This window comes from Hymenobacter sp. 102 (assembly GCF_049949205.1).
GTDB lineage: Bacteria > Bacteroidota > Bacteroidia > Cytophagales > Hymenobacteraceae > Hymenobacter.
Genome location: NZ_CP188172.1, coordinates 4053213 through 4071754 on the forward strand (window position 1 = coordinate 4053213; position 18542 = coordinate 4071754).

Annotated in this window: 17 protein-coding genes; 8 read left to right on the forward strand and 9 right to left on the reverse strand. The window is 64.4% G+C overall.

From position 1 onward, the window contains the following. Positions 1-13: 13 nt before the first annotated feature. From ACN19L_RS17485 to ACN19L_RS17495, 3 genes are all read right to left on the reverse strand, one after another. Positions 14-733: a DUF421 domain-containing protein gene (locus ACN19L_RS17485; RefSeq protein ID WP_426490749.1), complete on the reverse strand. Its 720-nt coding sequence runs from the start codon at positions 731-733 to the stop codon at positions 14-16. Positions 734-807: 74 nt separating this feature from the next. After that, positions 808-1305, reverse strand: a complete 498-nt coding sequence (locus ACN19L_RS17490) for an N-acetyltransferase family protein (protein ID WP_426490750.1) — start codon at positions 1303-1305, stop codon at positions 808-810. Positions 1306-1477: 172 nt separating this feature from the next. Beyond that, a complete protein-coding gene (locus tag ACN19L_RS17495; protein WP_426490751.1) occupies positions 1478-2431 on the reverse strand; it encodes an aldo/keto reductase in 954 nt (317 codons plus the stop codon). Between the two features lie 119 nt (positions 2432-2550). Between ACN19L_RS17495 and ACN19L_RS17500 the strand changes: the two genes are divergently transcribed. From ACN19L_RS17500 to ACN19L_RS17510, 3 genes are all read left to right on the forward strand, one after another. Continuing rightward, positions 2551-3129, forward strand: coding sequence for a YdeI/OmpD-associated family protein (locus tag ACN19L_RS17500; protein ID WP_426490752.1), 579 nt, complete (start codon positions 2551-2553; stop codon positions 3127-3129). Between the two features lie 68 nt (positions 3130-3197). Further along, on the forward strand, positions 3198-3986 hold the full coding sequence (locus tag ACN19L_RS17505; protein WP_426490753.1) for a penicillin-binding transpeptidase domain-containing protein: 789 nt from the start codon (positions 3198-3200) through the stop codon (positions 3984-3986). 347 nt (positions 3987-4333) lie between these two features. Beyond that, entirely contained in the window at positions 4334-5917 is a 1584-nt protein-coding gene (locus tag ACN19L_RS17510) for an N-acyl-D-amino-acid deacylase family protein (RefSeq protein WP_426490754.1), read from the forward strand. Between the two features lie 101 nt (positions 5918-6018). Here the strand turns inward: ACN19L_RS17510 and ACN19L_RS17515 are convergent, their stop codons facing one another. The 3 genes from ACN19L_RS17515 to ACN19L_RS17525 form a co-directional block, all read right to left on the reverse strand. Further along, on the reverse strand, positions 6019-7368 hold the full coding sequence (locus tag ACN19L_RS17515) for an alpha-amylase family glycosyl hydrolase (RefSeq protein ID WP_426490755.1): 1350 nt from the start codon (positions 7366-7368) through the stop codon (positions 6019-6021). Between the two features lie 349 nt (positions 7369-7717). Beyond that, entirely contained in the window at positions 7718-9058 is a 1341-nt protein-coding gene (locus tag ACN19L_RS17520; protein ID WP_426490756.1) for a carboxylesterase family protein, read from the reverse strand. A 77-nt stretch (positions 9059-9135) separates the two neighbouring features. After that, positions 9136-9597: a hypothetical protein gene (locus tag ACN19L_RS17525; RefSeq protein WP_426490757.1), complete on the reverse strand. Its 462-nt coding sequence runs from the start codon at positions 9595-9597 to the stop codon at positions 9136-9138. A 59-nt stretch (positions 9598-9656) separates the two neighbouring features. Here ACN19L_RS17525 and ACN19L_RS17530 point away from each other — a divergent pair, with 59 nt between their 5' ends. The 4 genes from ACN19L_RS17530 to ACN19L_RS17545 all read left to right on the forward strand — a co-directional run bounded on the left by ACN19L_RS17530 (position 9657) and on the right by ACN19L_RS17545 (position 12746). Next, positions 9657-10841, forward strand: a complete 1185-nt coding sequence (locus ACN19L_RS17530) for a helix-turn-helix domain-containing protein (RefSeq protein ID WP_426490758.1) — start codon at positions 9657-9659, stop codon at positions 10839-10841. 331 nt (positions 10842-11172) lie between these two features. Beyond that, positions 11173-11694 (forward strand): hypothetical protein, encoded by a 522-nt coding sequence (locus ACN19L_RS17535; RefSeq protein WP_426490759.1) that lies wholly within the window; start codon positions 11173-11175, stop codon positions 11692-11694. Between the two features lie 47 nt (positions 11695-11741). Continuing rightward, positions 11742-12296, forward strand: a complete 555-nt coding sequence (locus ACN19L_RS17540; protein ID WP_426490760.1) for a YceI family protein — start codon at positions 11742-11744, stop codon at positions 12294-12296. Positions 12297-12404: 108 nt separating this feature from the next. Continuing rightward, entirely contained in the window at positions 12405-12746 is a 342-nt protein-coding gene (locus ACN19L_RS17545; protein ID WP_426490761.1) for a hypothetical protein, read from the forward strand. 118 nt (positions 12747-12864) lie between these two features. On the opposite strand, the gene ggt is transcribed toward ACN19L_RS17545, so the two are convergent. Next, a complete protein-coding gene (gene ggt, locus ACN19L_RS17550; protein WP_426490762.1) occupies positions 12865-14598 on the reverse strand; it encodes a gamma-glutamyltransferase in 1734 nt (577 codons plus the stop codon). Positions 14599-14783: 185 nt separating this feature from the next. Between ggt and ACN19L_RS17555 the strand changes: the two genes are divergently transcribed. Further along, positions 14784-16838 (forward strand): alpha amylase C-terminal domain-containing protein, encoded by a 2055-nt coding sequence (locus tag ACN19L_RS17555; protein WP_426490763.1) that lies wholly within the window; start codon positions 14784-14786, stop codon positions 16836-16838. A 73-nt stretch (positions 16839-16911) separates the two neighbouring features. Here the strand turns inward: ACN19L_RS17555 and ACN19L_RS17560 are convergent, their stop codons facing one another. Together ACN19L_RS17560 and ACN19L_RS17565 are read right to left on the reverse strand one after the other, a co-directional pair. Beyond that, complete coding sequence (locus ACN19L_RS17560; RefSeq protein ID WP_426490764.1) at positions 16912-17394, reverse strand: YdeI/OmpD-associated family protein; 483 nt, start codon at positions 17392-17394, stop codon at positions 16912-16914. Continuing rightward, entirely contained in the window at positions 17391-18530 is a 1140-nt protein-coding gene (locus ACN19L_RS17565; protein WP_426490765.1) for a glycosyltransferase, read from the reverse strand. The genes ACN19L_RS17560 and ACN19L_RS17565 overlap by 4 nt, the downstream gene beginning before the upstream one ends. Positions 18531-18542 lie beyond the last annotated feature (12 nt).

Genomic DNA, 18542 nt, shown 5'->3' on the forward strand with positions numbered 1-18542 from the left:
GAGCTTGTGCCGCTTACTTAACCCGCTTGGTGTCGCAGGTCGGAATCCAGACGCCTTCGTGGCAGCTGCGGCACTCGGCGTGCTCTCCCTTGGCAATAGCCTGCACGTGGCCGCAGCAGGCGCAGGCGTAGGTGCCAGCCTGCTCCACACGGTGCCGCTTATCAGCTTTGCGCTCGGGCAGGATGGGCAAGCCGGGGCGCACTTCCTGGTCCTCAAAAAAATACACGCTGACTTCTCCGGTAGCTTCAATGTAAGCGCGCCGTACCTGCCCCAAGTGCTCCACCTGGTACTGGCGTAGCTCCCCGAATAGCTCTTTTTGCGTCAGGTTTTGCTTGGTGAAGTTGGGTAGGTTGATTTCGCCGTTTTCAATCAACAGCACCGGGGCACCTTCCAACCAGTCGGAAAACCGGGGAAACCACTCCGTAAGCCGGTTAAATAGTCCGTACAGTATTGATACCACAATAAATACCACAGCCGCGTGCAGCAGAGGCGTATCGTGGTAGAGCATGGCGTCGCCGGCGGCGGAACCCAGGGCCAGGATGATGCTGAGCTCGAAAATGGACAGCTGCCGCACCCCGCGCCGGCCCGTTACGCGCAGGGCCGCCAGAATCATGAGGTAGGTAACGAAGCAGCGCAGGCCCACTTCCAGCAGGAACAGCGGCGGTGCCTCATCAGAAAACAGAATCCGGTTCCAGTCGAAGGGCTGGATGTCGGCGGCAAGCAGGAAAGGCAAAACGGAAGACAGCTAGCAGTGGCAGGGATACAGTGCCTAACGCAAAGCTCTGCCAAACAGTTAGCGGCACTGCATCAGGCCGGCCATTCGTGGGGGCCGGGCGGGGGCAGCAGCGGCTGCACCAGATGGTAAGTAGAAGGTGCAAACCCCATAGCCGCCCAGAACCGTTGACCAACTTCGTTCGGCACGGCTACCTGCAGTTCCAGGTGGTCGGCCCCCTCCCGCAGCAACCATTGTCTGGCCGCATAGAACAGCTCCCGGCCAATACCCAGGCGTCGGTAAGCGGGGCGCACCATCGTTTCGGCAATGTAGCCGCGGTGCTTGTAGTGCAGCCCGTGGTGGCCTACTTGGTACATGGCTACCAGTATCCCGGCCAGCTCACCGGATACTTCGGCCACAAAAAACCGGGTGTAGGGCTCCCGCATACGCTGCTGCAGCATGTGCTTGAGCTCCACCTCGGCCCGGCGGTAGTAGCCGAACACGGGATGATAGGCGGCGTGCGTGTCCATCAGCTCGCACCATACCAGGTACACAGCGTGCAGATCAGAACGGGTGGCAGGACGGATAATCATGCGGGCAAGGACGCGAACGAAGCCGTAAGATGTGCACGAAGCGTTGAAAACTCAATTGCCGGCCGGAATATGCAGCCCAGCAGGCAAATAGCAACGAAGAGCCAGCGGCCGCGGAAACGCCCCTGGCAAACAGGTTACCAAGGGCGTTCGGGCATCAGGCAAAACGGCTTGTTCAGGCGCTGGCTTTGTTCAGCTCCTGCACGTCGGCAGCGGTGAGGTGCAGGTGCATGGCCTTCAGCAGCTCCTGCACCTGTTCGGGCGTGGTGCCGCTGGCAATGGGGGCAGTAAGGCCGGGCTGGGCCAGTATCCAGGCCAGGGCCACCTGGGCGGGGGAGGAACCGCCGTGCCGGGCCACCACGGCGTCCAGAGCGGCCAGAATGCGGCGGCCCCGGTCGTTGAGGTATTTAGGGCCAATGCTGCTGCCGCGGATGCTTTTCGAGAGGTCGGCCTCGGTGCGGTACTTGCCGGTGAGGAAGCCTGAAGCCAGCCCGAAGTACGGAATCACTCCGATGCCGTATTCCTGGCACACAGGCTGCAGCTCCTTTTCAAAGTCGGCGCGGTTGTAGAGGTTGTACTCCGGCTGCAGGCTTTCGTAGCGGGGCAGGCCGTGCTGCTGACTGGCTTCCAGGGCTTCGCGCAGGCGGGCAGCCGAGAAGTTGCTGGCCCCGATGGCGCGCACCTTGCCTTCCTTAATCAGCTCGGCATAGGCTTTCAGCGGCTCCGTTACCGGCAGGGTTTCGTCGTCCTGGTGGCTTTGGTAGAGGTCAATATAGTCGGTTTGCAGGCGCTTAAGCGAATCCTCCACTGAGCGGCGGATGTAGTCTTTGGCCAGGCCCTTCGAGCCGTCGCCCATCTGCATGCCTACTTTGGTGAAGATGAGCACATCGTCGCGGCGGCCACGCTGCCTGAGCCACTTGCCAATGACGGTTTCCGACTCGCCGCCCCTGTGGCCGGGGGCCCAGGCGGAGTACACGTTGGCAGTATCAATGGCGTTGCCGCCGCCGGCCACAAAGGCGTCGAGCACGCGGAAGGATGCGGCCTCGTCGGCCGTCCAGCCGAATACGTTGCCACCCAGCACCAGCGGGGCCAGCTGCAGGCCGGAGCGGCCCAGTTCACGGTGTTGCATAGGAGAGTTAAAATGGACAGGAAGATACATCTGCGTACAGGAGCCGGTATAACTGCCAGCCGCGCCCGATGGTTACAGCTTATGGTTGCCCCGGCCAGATTGCCCGCGTATCTTCGGCTATGGCCCGCAAACTCGATACCTTGCCCGTTGTAGATGCTCCTACCCGCGCGGAATGGCGTGCCTGGCTGTCCACTCATCATACCCGGCCAGATGGTATCTGGCTTACACTCTACAAGAAAGCAAAAGGCCCGGGTTACCTGAGCTACGCTGAAGCGGTGGAAGAGGCGCTGTGCTTTGGCTGGATCGACTCGGTGCCGCGCAAGGTAGATGCGGAGTGCTACCAGCTGTATTTCTCGCCCCGCAAGCCGGGCAGCGTATGGTCGGGGCTGAATAAGCGGCGGATTGCGGTATTGCAGGCCGCCGGCCAGCTGCACCCGGCCGGTCTGGCCAAGATAGAAGCGGCCCGGCAGGACGGAAGCTGGGCCGTCCTCGACGCGGTGGATGCGCTGGAGCTTCCGCCCGATCTGGCCGCCGCCTTTGCCGCCGATGCGGCCGCGTACCAGCACTTTCAGGCTTTCCCGCCCAGCACCCGTAAGGCCATTCTGCAGCAACTGACAGCCGTGAAGCGGCCCGAAACCCGCCGCCAGCGCATTGCCCGCATCGTGGAAAAAGCGGCCCGTAACGAGCGGGCCGTGTAAGTCAGGCCTCGGCAGGTGAGTAGCTGTATCTTCGTGGCATGTACCGGATACCCCTGTTTTTGCTGAGTATGTTTCTGCTGACCACCGCAGCGGCCCCACCGGCCCCGGTAGTGGTGGAGCGGGATTTTGCGGCGCAGTTTGCGCGGCACGGCGTGCAGGGCTCGTTTCTGCTCTTCGACGCGCCCGCCGGGCAGTACGTGGCCTACAACCCGCGGCGGTGCCGGCAACGGTTTCTGCCCGCCTCCACCTTCAAAATTCCCAACACCCTCATCGGCCTGCAAACCGGGGCCCTGCCCGATACCGCCGAAATCTGCCGCTGGGACGGCGTAACGCGCAGCTTCCCGCAGTGGAACCAAGACATGACCTACGCCCGGGCCCTGCGCGTGTCGTGCGTGCCGTGCTACCGGCAGCTGGCCCGGCGCATCGGCGTGGCCCGCTACTGGCAGTGGCTGCCGCGGCTGGGCTACCCCGGCATGGTAATCACGCCCGCCACCCTGGATACGTTCTGGCTCGGGGGCCGCTCCCGCATCAGCCAGTTTGAGCAGGTGGCTTTCCTGCGCCGCCTACAGGCCGAAACCCTGCCGGTGGAGGTGCGCCACCAGCGCGCCGTAAAGCAGCTGTTGCTGCTGAAAAAGACGCCCGAATACGCGCTCTACGGCAAATCGGGCTGGCGTTTCCGCTCCGCCCATAACCCCGACAACGGCTGGCTGGTGGGCTGGGTGGAGCGCCCCGACGGCCGCCGGGCCTACTTCGCCCTGAACGTGGAACCCCTGCCCGGCCCCCCGAACGACGACCAATTCCTGGCCAGCCGCCGCGCCGTAACGGAAGCCATCCTGCAGGAACTGGGCTGGCTGTAAGTCGCCAAACGAAAGCTAGAGCTAAGAGCTAGTTCCCCTCCTTGGAAAGGAGGGGTTAGGGGGTGGTTGATGCACGTCAGAACAGTTTTATAGCCGTTTCGCGACCAGTGTACCTAAGGTGTAGACGCGACACTTCGCGTCTCCTCCGTTCGCGTCTCCCGAACAAAATCGTTCAACAACGAGACGCGAAGTGTCGCGTCTCTACAGGATCCACCGTTCGCGAAACGGCTGTAGAACTAGAGTTAGCTGATGTTCAACGGAAATCAACCACCCCTAGCCCCTCCTTTCCAAGGAGGGGAACTAGTTTCTAGCGCTTAGCTCTGGCTTTCACCTCCTACCTTAGCCGCATGCGCCTTTTCCTGTTGCTTCTGTTGCTGCTGCTGACCCCGCCGCTGGCGGCCCAAACGCCCGAGCGGGCGGATATCCTGATTCGGAACGGGCGGCTGTACGACGGCACTGGCAATACCTGGACGCTGGGCGACGTGGCCGTGCGCGCGGGCCGCATTGTGGCCGTGGGCCGACTGCCGGCCAACTACCCCGCCGATACCGTGCTGGATGCCCGCGGCCTGGCCGTGGCCCCCGGCTTCATCGACGTGCACACCCACATCGAGGACGACGAAGTGCGCCAGCCCACGGCCGACAACTTCCTGCTCGACGGCGTAACCACCGTGGTAACCGGCAACTGCGGCTCCTCCCGCCCCGATTTGCGCCGCTACTTTCGCCAGCTCGACAGCCTGCACCTGTCCGTGAACGTGGCCTCGCTGGTGGGGCAGGGTACGGTGCGCAAGGCGGTGATGGGCCGGGCCCGCCGCCCACCCACCGAGGCCGAGCTGCGGCGCATGGAAACCCTTACCGACAGCGCCATGCGGGCCGGAGCGGTGGGCTTGTCGTCGGGGCTGATTTACGTGCCGGGCACCTACACCCGCCCGCCCGAGCTGGTGCGGCTGGCCCGGGTGGCTGCGCGCTACCACGGCCTCTACGCTACCCACATGCGCAACGAGTCCGACAGCGTGCGGCAGGCCATTCAGGAGGCGTTGCTGATTGGGCGGGAAGCGGACCTGCCCGTGCAGATTTCGCACCTGAAGCTGGGCGGCCAGCGCAACTGGGGCCACGCCGCCGAGCTGCTGCAGCTCATCGAAACCGCCCGCCAGCAGGGCCAGCCCGTCACTATCGACCAGTACCCCTACACGGCCAGCTCCACCAGCCTCAGCACCCTGTTGCCCGACGACGTGCAGGCTGACGGCCGAGACTCCCTGCGCGCCCGGCTGGCCCGCCCCGCCACGCGGCGCGCGGTGGAGCAGTTTCTGGTGCAGCGGCTGCGCAGCAAGGGGCTCCGGCACTTCAGCTACGCCGTGGTAGCCAGCTTCCCGCCCGATACCAGCTACAACGGCCGCAGCCTGGAGGAAATCAACCGGCTGCGCCACCGCCCGCACAATGCCCGCGCCGAAGCCGCCACTATCCTCGACCTGGTGCTGCAGTACGATGCCGGCATGGTGTTTCACGGCATGAGTGAGCCCGACGTACAAACCATTATGCGCTACCCCCAGAACATGGTAGCCTCCGATGCCAGCATCCGGGTGTGGCGGGAAGGCGCGCCGCACCCGCGCGGCTACGGCTCCAACGCCCGCGTGCTGGGCCACTACGTGCGCGAGCTGCGCGTCATCACCCTGGAAGAAGCCATCCGGCGCATGACCAGCCTGCCGGCCCAGACCTTTGGCTTCACCAGCCGCGGCCTGCTGCGACCCGGCTTCGCGGCTGATATTGTGGTGTTCGACCCCGCCACCGTGGCCGATAAATCCACTTTCACCCAGCCCCACCAGTATTCCGTGGGCATGCGCTACGCGCTGGTAAACGGCCGCCTCACCGTGCGCGAAGGCCGCCACACCGGCCAGCGCGCCGGGCAGGTGCTGTACGGGCCGGGAAAGCAGTAACACGGTGTAGAGACGCAACATCTTGGGTCTCGTCGTTGCTGATGTTGTTCGGACTGTGCATTGCCGTATCGTTCAACGACAAGACGCAAGATGTTGCGTCTCTACACCCGTTCCAGCACGCGCCAGCCGTGGCCGGGCACCGGCAGCTCGTCGCCGGGTTGGAACAGCAGCTGCTGGCCGCTGAACACGTCCCGCCAGGTGCCGGCGGCTTCGGTGGGTAACGTAAGAGGCGTTTCGCGGGGTTCGGTGTTGATGACGCAGAGGATGGCCGCGCCTTGTTTTTCGCGGAGGAAGCCGTAGAGTTGTTCGGGGCCGGGGAGGCGGTGGAAACGGCTGGCCGGGTCGCCGTTGCGCAGGGCGGGGTGGCGGCGCTTGAGCTGGAGCAGGGTGGTGTAGAAATCCTGGAGCGGAATGCTGGCCCAGTCAATCGTGTCCCGGTCGAAGAACTGCAGGCGGCGGTTGAGGGCGGCTTCCTGGCCGGTGTACACCAGCGGCATGCCGGGCAGCAGCACCGTGAGGACGGCAAACGGCAGCGCCAGTGGGCCCAGCCGCTCGTACTCGGTGCCGTCCCAGCTGTTCACGTCGTGGTTGCTGGTGAAGTGCATCAGGTACACCGAGGGCGGGTATTTGGCCCGCTCGGCGGCCAGGTACACGTCAATGTCCTGCAGGCGGGCTTTGCCTTCGGCAATGTGGTCGAGCAGGTAGTGCAGGCGCAGGCCGAAGGTCATGTTGAAGGCCCGCTCCAGCAGTTTGGTGTCGGAGTTGAACTCCTCCCAGCTCAGGCCGCCGCTGGGATACAGTTCGTCCCACTCGGCCAGCATAAACAGGGGCTTCACCTCGTCCAGCTCCAGGCGGGCCTCGTCCCAGAAATCGGTGGGCACCAGCCCGGCCACGTCGCAGCGGTAGCCGTCAATATCGGCCTCACGCACCCAGTACAGCAGGGCGTCGGTCATGTATCGGCGCAGGTTCTGGTTCGAGTAGTCGAAGGCTACCACGTCGGTCCAGTCGGCTACGGGCGGTACCAGGTTGCCCTGGGCGTCGTGCTGATACCAGTCGGGGTGCTGCTGCACCAGTGGGTTGTCCCAACTGGTGTGGTTGGCCACCCAATCGAGCAACACCCGCAGGCCGAGGTTATGGGCGGTTTGCACCAAATGGCGCAAATCATCCAGCGTACCAAACTCCGGGTTCACCCCGAAATAATCCTGCACCGCGTACTGGCTGCCCAGCGTGCCCTTGCGCTCCACCGTGCCGATGGGGTGAATCGGCATCAGCCACACAATGCTGATGCCCATGGCCGCCAGCCGGGGCAAATGCGCCTCAAACGCCCGGAACGTGCCCTCCGGGGTGAAATTACGCAGGTTGACTTCGTAGATGGTGGCCTGGGCGGCCCACTCGGGGTGGCGCACCTGAAACAGGTGCGACTGGGGATGCAGCGGTTCTTCGGCAGACATAACAGGAGTATTTCCTGCGGTTGAACGACGAGCAGCGACGGAGGTTCCTGCGGGAGGAAGCGGCGCGGCAAGAGACCCGGGAAATCAGAACGTCATGCTGAGCTTGCCGAAGCATCTCTCCCGCTTTGTTGGGTTGGCATTGCAACGAAGCGGGAGAGATGCTTCGACAAGCTCAGCATGACGTTCGTTTTCAATTCCGTTGGGCTGGCATTTCAACGAAGCGGTAGAGATGCTTCGATTCCACTCAGCATGACATTTACCATGGCAACATCAGCACGCGAAATGCTTCGGCAAGCTCAGCATGATGGTCTTTTTCAATTCTCCTGACCCATTTTCCAAGTCCTGCCCGTCAGCGGGCGTCTCCTCGTACCTGCTCCACCTCCAGCACGCCGGGCAGGTGGATGTGGGGTGGGAGTTGGCCGGTGCGGGCAAAATCGGCCCAGAACCGACGTACGGGGCGGCCGGCGGCTTCCACTTCGGGCCAGGCGGCCTCGCCCAGCAACGGTACGGGCGCCCAGGCTTCGGCTGAGCCGAACAGCAGCGGCAAATCGATGGTGTGGGCCCCGCCAAACTCGCTGCCGGGCGGGTGGTAGGGCACCCGGAACAGGTAAGCCCGGCCCCCGGCCCGGGCGTGGCGGCGGGCAAAGGCGGCGGCCGGCCCCACGTAAATGCGCCGCGAGCCGCCCGTAATAAGGGCCTGCAGCAGCGTGGGCACCGGCCGCGGCAGCGTGAGCAGCCGGCGCAGCGGCGGGGCAATAACGGCAAAGAACCGCAGCTCATCGGCCGTGGCCCCAATCAGCACGTCGAAGTGCCGGGCGGCGGCCTGCCAGGCGGCCGGGGCTTCTGTTTCGGGTGGCAGCGGGGCGGCGCCGTACTGAATTCCGAACGGCATGCCGGCCCGCAGGCCCGACCACCGGGCGGCCCGCTCGGCCCGGGGCTGGGCGGCCAGCACCGTTTCCAGGGGCGCATCGGGCGGGAGGGGGTGCACGGCGGCAGCCATAGCCCGGCCCATGCGGGCCCGACCGGCAGCCAGACCCAGCGGGGCGCTGTGCAGAATCACGCGCCGGAACAGACTTGCGGCCCCGTCGGCCAGCATGAGGTGAGCCGCCGCGTCGCCGCCCGAGGAGTGGCCCAGCAGGGTTACCCGGCCGGCATCTCCCCCGAAGGCGGCAATGTTGCGCTGCACCCAGCGCAGGGCGGCCAGCAAATCGAGCAGGCCCAGGTTGGCGGGGGCGTGCCGGTGTCCCAGAAACCCGAGCATGCCCAGCCGGTAGCTCACGGCCACCACCACCAGGCCCTGCTCACGCACCAGCGGGGCGGGGTCGTAGAAGGCCAGGTCGCCGGCCCCGCTCACGTAGGAGCCCCCGTGAATCCAGACCAGCACTGCCCGTGGTGGGCCGGCGTGGTAGTCGGGCGGGGCCGTTACGGTCAGGCGCAGGCAGTCCTCGTCGAAGGTGCGGCCGGTCAGGGCGGGGCCCAGGGCTTCCTGCAACGCGGGGTCGGGCACCTGGGGGCACACCGGGCCGGGGGCCGTGGCCTCGTACACCTCGGGGTGGGCGGGCGCATCCACAGGGGGCTGAAACCGGGCGGCGCGGGCGTAGCGGATGCCGCTGGCGCGCACCAGGCCGGCATGAGAATGACCCCGTACCGGGCCGTCGGGAGTCAGAAAGAGGGGAGCAGGGTTAGTCATGCCAGGCGGGAGCGGCGCACCAATGCGCCGCCCTGCATACCACCGTCCGGCCCTCAGGGTTTTTTCGGGAGAAGAGCTTATTCCCGGAAGTTACGCAGCCGCTTCTTACTCAGCTCGTAGCTGAGGATGGCGGGAACGTAAAACGTCACATCAGCCAGGAGCTTAGCCACCAGAATACTGCCGTTGCGGCTACCCAGCAGGCGGGGTAGCCACACCATCAGGGCTGGCCGAATCAGCAGGCTGTCGAGGAGCTCGGCGGGGCCAAACTCCACCACTAAAGCACGGACGTTCTGGCCGAAAGTGCGGCGGGTGTACTGCTGGCCGCTGCGGCGCAGGTGGTGCCGGGTCTGGCGCACATCCTGCCCCAGCAGCCAGCCGAAGTACGCTACGTTACCGGCCCAGGTGCCAGCCAGGGCCGCCCGTATTTCCTGACCGGGTGCCACGTGCCAGGCCAGCCCCGCGCCCACCAGCGTAGCCACCACTGATAATACCTCAGCGGGCAAATAGCGGCGCGCCCATTCACGAAGTTTGGCTGGCATCGGGTTGAAGAAAAGAAACGGCTATTTTTCCGGGGTCTGCCAAAGATACTGCCCCGTTTATGCAAATACCGTTTACCCCGTTGGTGCTGGTGCTGTGGGCCGTGGTAGCCCAGGCCCTGTTGGCGGCCGGGCTGCTGTGGGTGGCCCCGGCCAACCGTCGGCCCAATCGGTTTCTGGCTCTATTGATGCTCAGTATTGCGTTGTGGCTGCTGGATGGGTTCTTCCGGGTGGCCACCATCTATGGGCAGAATGCCAACTGGTACTTTGCGCCCATTTACTACTCCTTTGCATTTGGGCCGCTGCTGTACTTCTACGTGCGCAGCCTCATCAACCATAACTTCCGGTTTACGCGTCGGCACCTGGTGCATTTCGTGCCCGTACTGCTACAGGCGGCGCTGTACGGCTGGTTGCGGCTGCAGCCCTATGCCACCCGACTCTGGTTTTGGGAGCAGGTGCACCGGCCCGTTACCTACCGGCTGGAGTTCATTGGTACCTGGATTTCGCTCACTGTCTATCTGCTGTTAAGCCTGCAGCTGCTGCGTCACTATCGCCGCTGGCTTACCGATAATTTCTCGGAGGTATCCCGGCTGCGGCTGCAGTGGCTGCGGGTGCTGCTGGTAGCCGTGGCGGTGGTGAGCGGGCAATGGCTGCTGGAAGTAGTGCTGCGCGAGGTAGTAGGGTTGTACTATGAATATGACTACTCCACCGAGCTATTGGGCGGGGTGCTGATTCTGGTGGGCATAGTGGGCCTGCGCCAGGCCGATATGCGGGCCGTGCAGTTTGAGCCCGAAGCCGAGCCGTTTTCGTCGCCTGCTACCGCATCAAACCCTGCTTCCATCAGCTCTATTGGTGCCTTGCCGCCCACTGCAGACGACCCGGCCGATACCCCGCCACCCGCCGTGCCGGCTGTGGATGCGGCCGTGCTGGAGCGCATCCGCCGGGCGCTGGAAGACGAGGCGCTGTACCGCAACCCCACGCTCACGCTGGCCGAACTGGCGGCCCACACCGGCCTCGCCCCCCGGCTGATTTCCTTTACCGTCAACCAGGGCTTCGGCCGCAGCTTCAACGACGTGGTGAATGGCTACCGGGTAGAGGAGGTGAAGCGCCGCCTTGCCACCCCCGATGCCCAGCGCCTCACGCTGCTGGGCATTGCCTTCGAAAGCGGCTTCAATTCCAAAACTACCTTCAACCGCATCTTCAAACAGGTTACCGGCGTGGCCCCCCGGGAGTGGCAGGGCAATTAGGGTAGGAGGGTTTGGGGGTGTGAGTGAGTGAGTGAGTGATGTGTCATTGCGAGCGGAGCGAAGCAATCCTTCCTTTCCAAGGCACTCAGCTTTGACCTATTCAAAAGCCCTTGGCGCCAGCACGGACGCCAGGGGCTTTCTGCATTTCAGGGCTTGGCGAATTGAACAGGGCGGATTGCTTCGATACTGGCTTGATGCGCCACATGCTCGCAATGACGGCCATTCAGAACTTCGTCCCACATCATGATCTGGGGCGTTCCACGGGCGAAAATGGGGCGTTCGGGCCGGTTTGGAAGGCCACCTTTGGGTCGTTCATTTTTCTTCACGCCCCATGAAAACCTGTCTGCTTTTGCTGCTGCTGACCGCCGCCACTGCCGCGCCGCTGCTGGCCCAGACCACTCCCGCCACCGCCTGGAGCAACCCCCGCCGCGTGCTGCCTGATAAGCTGCGCGCGGTACCGGTGGGTCTCACGCTCTGGCACACGCCCAACCCCGTGTACCCTGAGCCCAACCCCGCGCAGCCGGGCGGCTATGTGTGGAAGCACAGCACCCTGCTGCGCTCCGACGTAGGACTGCTGACAGTGGTGGAGTGCGGGAGTTTCATCTGGTACGATGCCACCGGCTGGAAGCAGAACCTGGTAGAAACGCCCGCCGAGTTTGCCGAGCTGTTTCAGTGCCCTGGCGGCCGCCTGGAGTCCGGCCGCACCTACACCTTCGCCAAAAACTACCGCTACGCCGACAACGCCCGCCAGCTCTACGGCGGCGACGCCCTCTGGTACATCCTGGCCCGCGACGCGGCCGGCACGCTCTACAAGGGCATGGGGCTCATTGAAACCGAAGCCACTCCGCGCTAAGCCGCGCATTCCCGGCAGTCCTCAGCCTACATCCTAATCTCTTCATCATGAAAGCACTGTTCATTCTGCTACTCTGCACGCTGCTGGCGGCCCGGCCCGCCGCTGATACTTACCGGGTTGACCCCACTGCCAGCCGCGTAACCTGGACGGGCTACGCCGAGGTGGGCGGCTATGCCCCCACCGGCACCGTGCAGCTGAGCCGCGGCACCTTCACCTACGACGGCCGCCACCTCCGGGCTGGCCGGTTTGAGTTCGATATGCGCACCATTGCACAGGAGCAGGCTCAGCTGGTCGAGCACCTGCGCGGCCCCGATTTCTTTGACGTGGCCCGTTACCCAACAGCCGTATTTGTGCTGGACAATGTGCAGAACGGTACGGCCGCCGGTCACCTCACGCTGCGCGGCGTTACCCGGCCAGTGCAGTTTCCGCTCACCCTCACCAAGCTCCCTAATGGCCAGCTCCGTGTAACCGGAAAGGCCACCCTTGACCGCACCCAGTTTGGTATCAAATACAACTCCGCTAGCTTTTTTCAGAACCTGGGCTCCTATGCCATTCGCAACGAGTGTGCGCTGGCCTTTGCGGTAGTTGCCCAAAAGAACTGAGTGGATGCACCGAGGCGGTAAGAGAAGCCCGCTGCCGGGCAACACCAATGCGCCCGGTGGCGTACAGATTCCGGAACCTTCGTGTCTGACTCTCAACCCCCACGCGCTATGAACCACAACGCCCGCATCGAAGAAACCATCCAGAACATTTACGATGCCCTGGAAAACCACCACAACCACCCCGTCGAAAACGGTATCGGCTACATCGACGGCTGGATTTCGGCCCTGGACGGCCTCGGTGGCTCGGCCCTGACCGGCCTGCAAACCGAGCTGCGCAACCTACGCGGCCACGTAGAGCGCGACGACCGCGCCGCCATGGCCGCCTCGCTGCAGCACCTGGGCCAGGAAACCTCCCTCATTGCCCGCAACCTGCACGATGCCACTGGCGACCAGCTTCGCCACCTCGGCCAGACGCTCATTACCGCCGCCGGCAACCTGAAAGTGTCGTAAGCCACTATCCGGCACGTTGTAAATGCCACCGGCCGCCGCTTCTGACACAGAAGCGGCGGCCGGTGTTGTTTAATGCCAGGTTGAGTACAATAGACATTGGCTGCTTAACACCCAACCCCTAATACCCCGCTGCCGCATCGTCGCCGCGGGGGTCGGCGCCGCCTTCCAGCTGGCCGCTGGGCAGTATCCGGATGACTTCTACCCGGCCCCAGGGGTTGCGCGGGTTGAGCTTGTAGCCCCGGGCCCGCAGCGTATCCTGGGCGGTGGGCAGTAGCGCGTCGGCTTCCACGTCAATCTGATCCGGGAGCCACTGGTGGTGCAGGCGGGGGGCGGCCACGGCCTGCTGGGCGTTCAGGCCATAATCCACCACGTTCAAGATGGACTGCAGCACGCTGGTGATGATGGTGCTGCCGCCGGGCGTGCCGGTTACCAGGGCCAGTTTCTTGCCGCGCGTCAGGATGGCGGGCGTCATGGAGGAGAGCATACGCTTGCCGGGGGCAATGGCATTGGCCGCGCCGCCCACCAGCCCGTAGGCGTTGGGTGTGCCGGGCTTGCTGCTGAAATCGTCCATTTCGTTGTTGAGCAGGAAGCCGGCCCCGGCTACCACCACTTTGCTGCCGTAGGCTCCGTTGAGGGTGGTGGTGCAGCTTACAGCGTTGCCCTGGGCGTCCACCACGTTGTAGTGCGTGGTCTGGTCCGATTCGTAGCCGGGCAGGCCCGGGCCGGCCGTTACCTGGGCGCTAGGCGTGGCGCGGTAGGGCAGGGTAGTGGCCATGCGCTGCTGGTTGTAACTCTTCTCCAGCAACTGGGGTACGGGTACGCGGCCGAAGTCCGGGTCGCCGAGGTAGGTGGCGCGGTCGGCGTATACGCGGCGCTGGGCCTCGGTAATCCAGTGCGTGGCCTGGGGGGAGTGCCAGCCGGCCCGGCCCAGGCTGTAGGGCTCCAGCATCTGCAGCATCTGCAGCAGGGCTACCCCGCCGGAGCTGGGCGGCGGAAACGTGAGCACCTCGTAGCCGCGGTACTGGCCGCGGAGTGGAGTGCGCCACTTGGGTTCGTATTTCAGCAAATCCTGTCGGGTGATAAGGCCCTTGCCGCGCTGCATTTCGGCCACGATGAGGTCGGCCGTTTTGCCTTCGTAGAAACCGGCTTTGCCCTGGTCGCGGATGCGGCTGAGGGTGGCGGCCAGGTCGGGGTACTGAATCACCTCCCCGGCTACCCAAGGGCTGGGCTTGAGGTAAGCACTACCGGGGTTGAGCCTGGCGAAGGTGTCGTGTTGGTTGTTCAGCCCGGTGGCTTCCTTCTCGGTCAGTTTGAGGCCCTTGGCGGCCAGGTCCACGGCCGGCTGCACCACGTCCTTCCACGGCAGCTTGCCCAACTTCTGGTGCAGCACCCACATGCCGGCCACGGTGCCGGGTACGCCCGCGGCCAGGTGGCCCAGGGTGCTCAGGTTGGGGATGACGTTGCCCTGGGCATCGAGGTACATATCCCGGGAGGCGGCGGCGGGGGCAGTTTCGCGGAAATCCAGCGCTCCTTCCTGCCCATCGGCCCCGCGGTAGAGCAGAAAGCCGCCGCCCCCGATGTTGCCGGCCACCGGCAGGGCTACGGCCAAAGCAAACTGCACGGCCACGGCCGCGTCGTAAGCGTTGCCGCCCTTCTGCAGAATTTCCACGCCTATCCGGGTAGCCTCGGGGTGGGCTGATACCACCATGGCCTTAGCCGCGACGACGGGCGTAGCGGCCGGGATGGGCGCGGCTAAGGTAGTGGTGGCCGCCGCCGGGGCGGGGCCAGAGGGTTGGGCGGTAGTGCAGGCGGCCAGGGCCGTCAGGAGCAGGAAGGGAATACGGTGGCGCATAGGAACGCAAAGGTACGAGAGGCTGCAGGTAGTTTCCGGGAGTGCTGCTCCGGCCCGTAAGGTGGCTTATACGTGCCGGTTTAACCTGCAACTGGCCAATCAACAACCAGTACCGGCTAACCTACAACCAACCTCGGTTCGGTAATCCGCGTAGCTTTGGCCTGAACCAGACCTGTGCCCTGACTATGACGACTGAACCGTTGGCCCCCGCTACCGCCGAAGAAACCACGGCTCATCTGCCCCTCGTGCAGCACGACCCCTGGCTGGCTCCGTTCGAGCCGGTGCTGCGGCAGCGCCAGCAGCGCCTGGAGCAGCGGCTGGCCGAAATAACGGCCCAGTATGGCTCCCTGAGCAAGTTCGCCCTGGCTCACCAGCACTTATGCCTCACCTACGATGGCCGCCGCCGGGGCTACTGGTTCCGGGAGTGGGCCCCCGCCGCTGAGGCCCTGTACCTGGTGGGCGACTTCAACGGCTGGGACCGGCAGGCTACCCCGCTCACCCGCAGCCAGGATGGGGTGTGGGAAGTTTTTCTGGCCGACAAAGACTATAAGGACCGCCTCACGCACTACTCTCTCTACAAAGTGCACGTGGTAACGGCCAAGGGGGGCAAAGACCGGCTGCCGGCCATGCTGCGCCGCGCCGTACAAAACCCCGAAACCAAGGATTTTGCCGGGCAGGTGTGGCGGCCTGAGCAGCCGTTTGTGTGGTCGGATCAGAAGTTTCGGGTACCGAATTTTGTGCGTGAGCCGCTGATTTACGAGGCCCACGTGGGGATGGCCCTGGAAGAAGGGAAAGTAGGCTCCTACCTGGAGTTTGCCGAGCAGGTGCTGCCCCGCATTCAGGCCGAGGGCTACAACTGCCTGCAGCTGATGGCCGTGATGGAGCACCCGTACTACGGCTCGTTCGGCTACCACGTGGCTAACTTCTTCGGGGTGTCATCCAGGTTCGGGACGCCCGAGGAGTTGAAGCACCTCATCAACGAAGCCCACCGCCGCGGCATTGCGGTGCTGCTGGACGTGGTGCACTCCCACGCCGTAAAAAACGAGGCCGAGGGCCTGGCCGATTTCGACGGCTCGGGTGGACAGTATTTCCACGAAGGTCCGCGCGGCAACCACCCCGGCTGGGATTCCAAGCTGTTCAACTATGCCAGGCCTGAGGTGCAGCAGTTTCTGCTCAGCAACCTGCGCTACTGGCTGGAAGAGTTTCACTTCGATGGGTTCCGCTTCGATGGCATTACCAGCATGCTCTACCATCACCACGGTGAGGGAGTCGGGTTCGGGAGCTATGAGCAGTACTTCGGCGAGGATGCGGATGAAGATGCTATCCTCTACCTGCAGCTGGCCACCACGCTGGTGCGGGAGCTGAAGCGCAGCGCCCTGCTCATTGCAGAGGATATGAGCGGCATGCCTGGTCTGTGCCGGCCCATTGAGGAGGGCGGCATCGGGTTCGACTACCGCTTGGCTATGGGCATTCCGGACTACTGGATCAAGCTGCTCAAACACACCCGCGACGAAGACTGGAACCTCCACGACCTCTGGCACGTGCTCACCAACCGCCGGGCCGGCGAAAAGACGGTGGCCTACGCCGAAAGTCACGACCAGGCTCTGGTGGGCGACAAAACTCTGGCCCACTGGCTGCTCGATAAGGCCATCTACGAGCACATGCACAAAGCTGACCCCGACCCCGTAGCGGCCCGGGGTGTGGCCCTGCACAAGCTCATTCGGCTGGCCACGCTCAGCCTGGGGGGGGAGGCCTACCTGAACTTTATCGGCAACGAATTCGGCCACCCCGAATGGGTGGATTTCCCCCGGGAAGGCAACGGCTGGAGCCACCATTTCGCCCGCCGCCAATGGAGCCTGGCCGACAACCCGGAACTGAAGTTTCAGTACCTGCTGCAGTTCGATAAGGCCATGCTGAGCGTGGTCAAAAGCAACCGCCTGCTCGCCGCCGGCCCGGCCCGGCAGCTAAATCTGGATACGACCAACCAGGTCCTCATTTTTGAGCGGGGCAACCTAGTATTTGTGTTCAGCTTCCACGTTGACCGCAGCGTGCCCGATTACCGGTTCCCGGTACCCACCGCCGGCCGTTACCGCATCGTACTCAACTCCGATGATGTGCAGTTCGGCGGCTTCGGCCGGGTTGATGCCGGCCTGACTTACGAAACCTTCCAGGAAGAAGGCGTCAATAAGCTGAGCCTTTACGTGACCAGTCGCACGGCGCTGGTGCTGGCCCGCGTGTAAATGAGTTGCCAGGTAGTAGCTGCCAGTTGCCAGAACTGCTCTGGCAACTGACAGCTACTACCTGGCAACTCATTTACTGCTTGGTTTTGCGGCCGGTGCGGGCAATTTCCAGGGCGTCTTCGATGCGCTGGGAGCGGGCTTCGTCCTTTTTGGTGCGGGCAATGCGCATGGCCAGGTCCTTGCGCTGGGTGAAGGGCAGCGCATCGAACTGCACGCGCAGGCCGGCCCGTTCCAAGGCTTGGTCAAAATCGGCGGGCAACTCAATACCGCCGGGCTCGGTGTCGCGCTCCAGTACCAGGTGCACGGTGTCGGTCCAGGTTTTGTTGATGGAGTTGCGTACTTCTTTGCGGATGCTGAGCATGTGCTGCCCGTCGCCGAACGGCACCAGGTTGGTGCGGATAGGAAAGCCATCAATAGTCCCGATAACCGGCAGCGTACCCTTCACCCCATAAGTGTCAGGCACGCTGAACGGGACAACCAGGAAAACGCCGCTGTCGGCCCCGTCCATTTCCATGGGGGCGTCGAATTCGTGGCGGAGGGGGGCTTCTGTACTCATGCGGTAGGCGGAAAAAGAGGAACTACGGACTGTTGTCCGGGGATGCGGTTTTCAAATTGCTGCAGCACGCGGCGGAGCGTATCAGTATCAGCTGGCGCTACCAGCTGCAGCCGCTCGGGGGCTATCTGGTACCGCGTCCGAAGCCGGTGGGCCAGCTCATCGGAGGCAGCCAGAATCAGGTCGGCGCGGCGCAGGGCCAGGCGTTCCAGCTCCAGCGCCCAGCCCCGGTCGGCGGGGGTGGCGCGCTCCTGGGCCAGACTGTGCACGTGCAGCACCAGCGGACGGCCGGTTTGCTGCCGGATTTCCAGCGCCGCCAGCCAGGTGGGCCAGTCGGGCGCGTAAATCACCGCAAAGGTATCCTGTACTGCCTGTTGCGTGGCAAAGCGGGCGTACTGAATTACCTGAAAGTTGAGGTCGGCATCGGGGGCCAGGTCCACACCCAGCACGGCTAACGCCCCGGGCAAAGTAGTCTGGGCGGCGGTAAAGGCGGTTTCCGGAGCAGAATCCGGCGTACCGGCGGGTTGAGTAAGGTTGGCTGCTTCGGCGGGGCTGAGCTCGGCTTCTTCCTGGGCAACCTCATCCGGGTTCAGCAGCAGCGTATCGGCGGGGGCTTCTGCCGTTTCGGCCAGCGCCGCTACGGCTTGCTGCACGGCGGCCCGGGTGGCGCGCTGGTCGATAACCGGCGGGCGTTCCTCGTCAGCCACCAGGCCGTGGGTGCCGGTCAGTACGGCGTTGATTTCTGTGTCGGGCCGGCCCGGGGTGGCACCCAGGTAGGGGGCGGCGGGTGTGTTCCAGCCTCCGCTGGTTCCGCCGGGGCCGGCGGCGGTTTCATTGCCCGGGCCGGCCGCGCCATCGGCCGCAGTGCCGGTATAAGGGGCGGCGGGGCGGTGCCAGGCGGCCGGGTGCGGGTTTTTCAGCGGAGCTGAAGCAAGGGCCTGCTCGGGCGACAGATCCGCCAGGGAGGTTACGTGCGCCGCCTCGGCCAGCGGAGCTGCCGGCAGGTGCGGTACTAGTACGGATAACGGCGCCATCGGGGCCATATTTTCAACTAACGGGCCAAGTTCCGGAACGGATTCCCCGGTGCGGGGCGCGTTGTTCCAGCCAAGCAACAGCACAGGTAAAGGAGCAGGGGGCATAAGAAGAGGTAG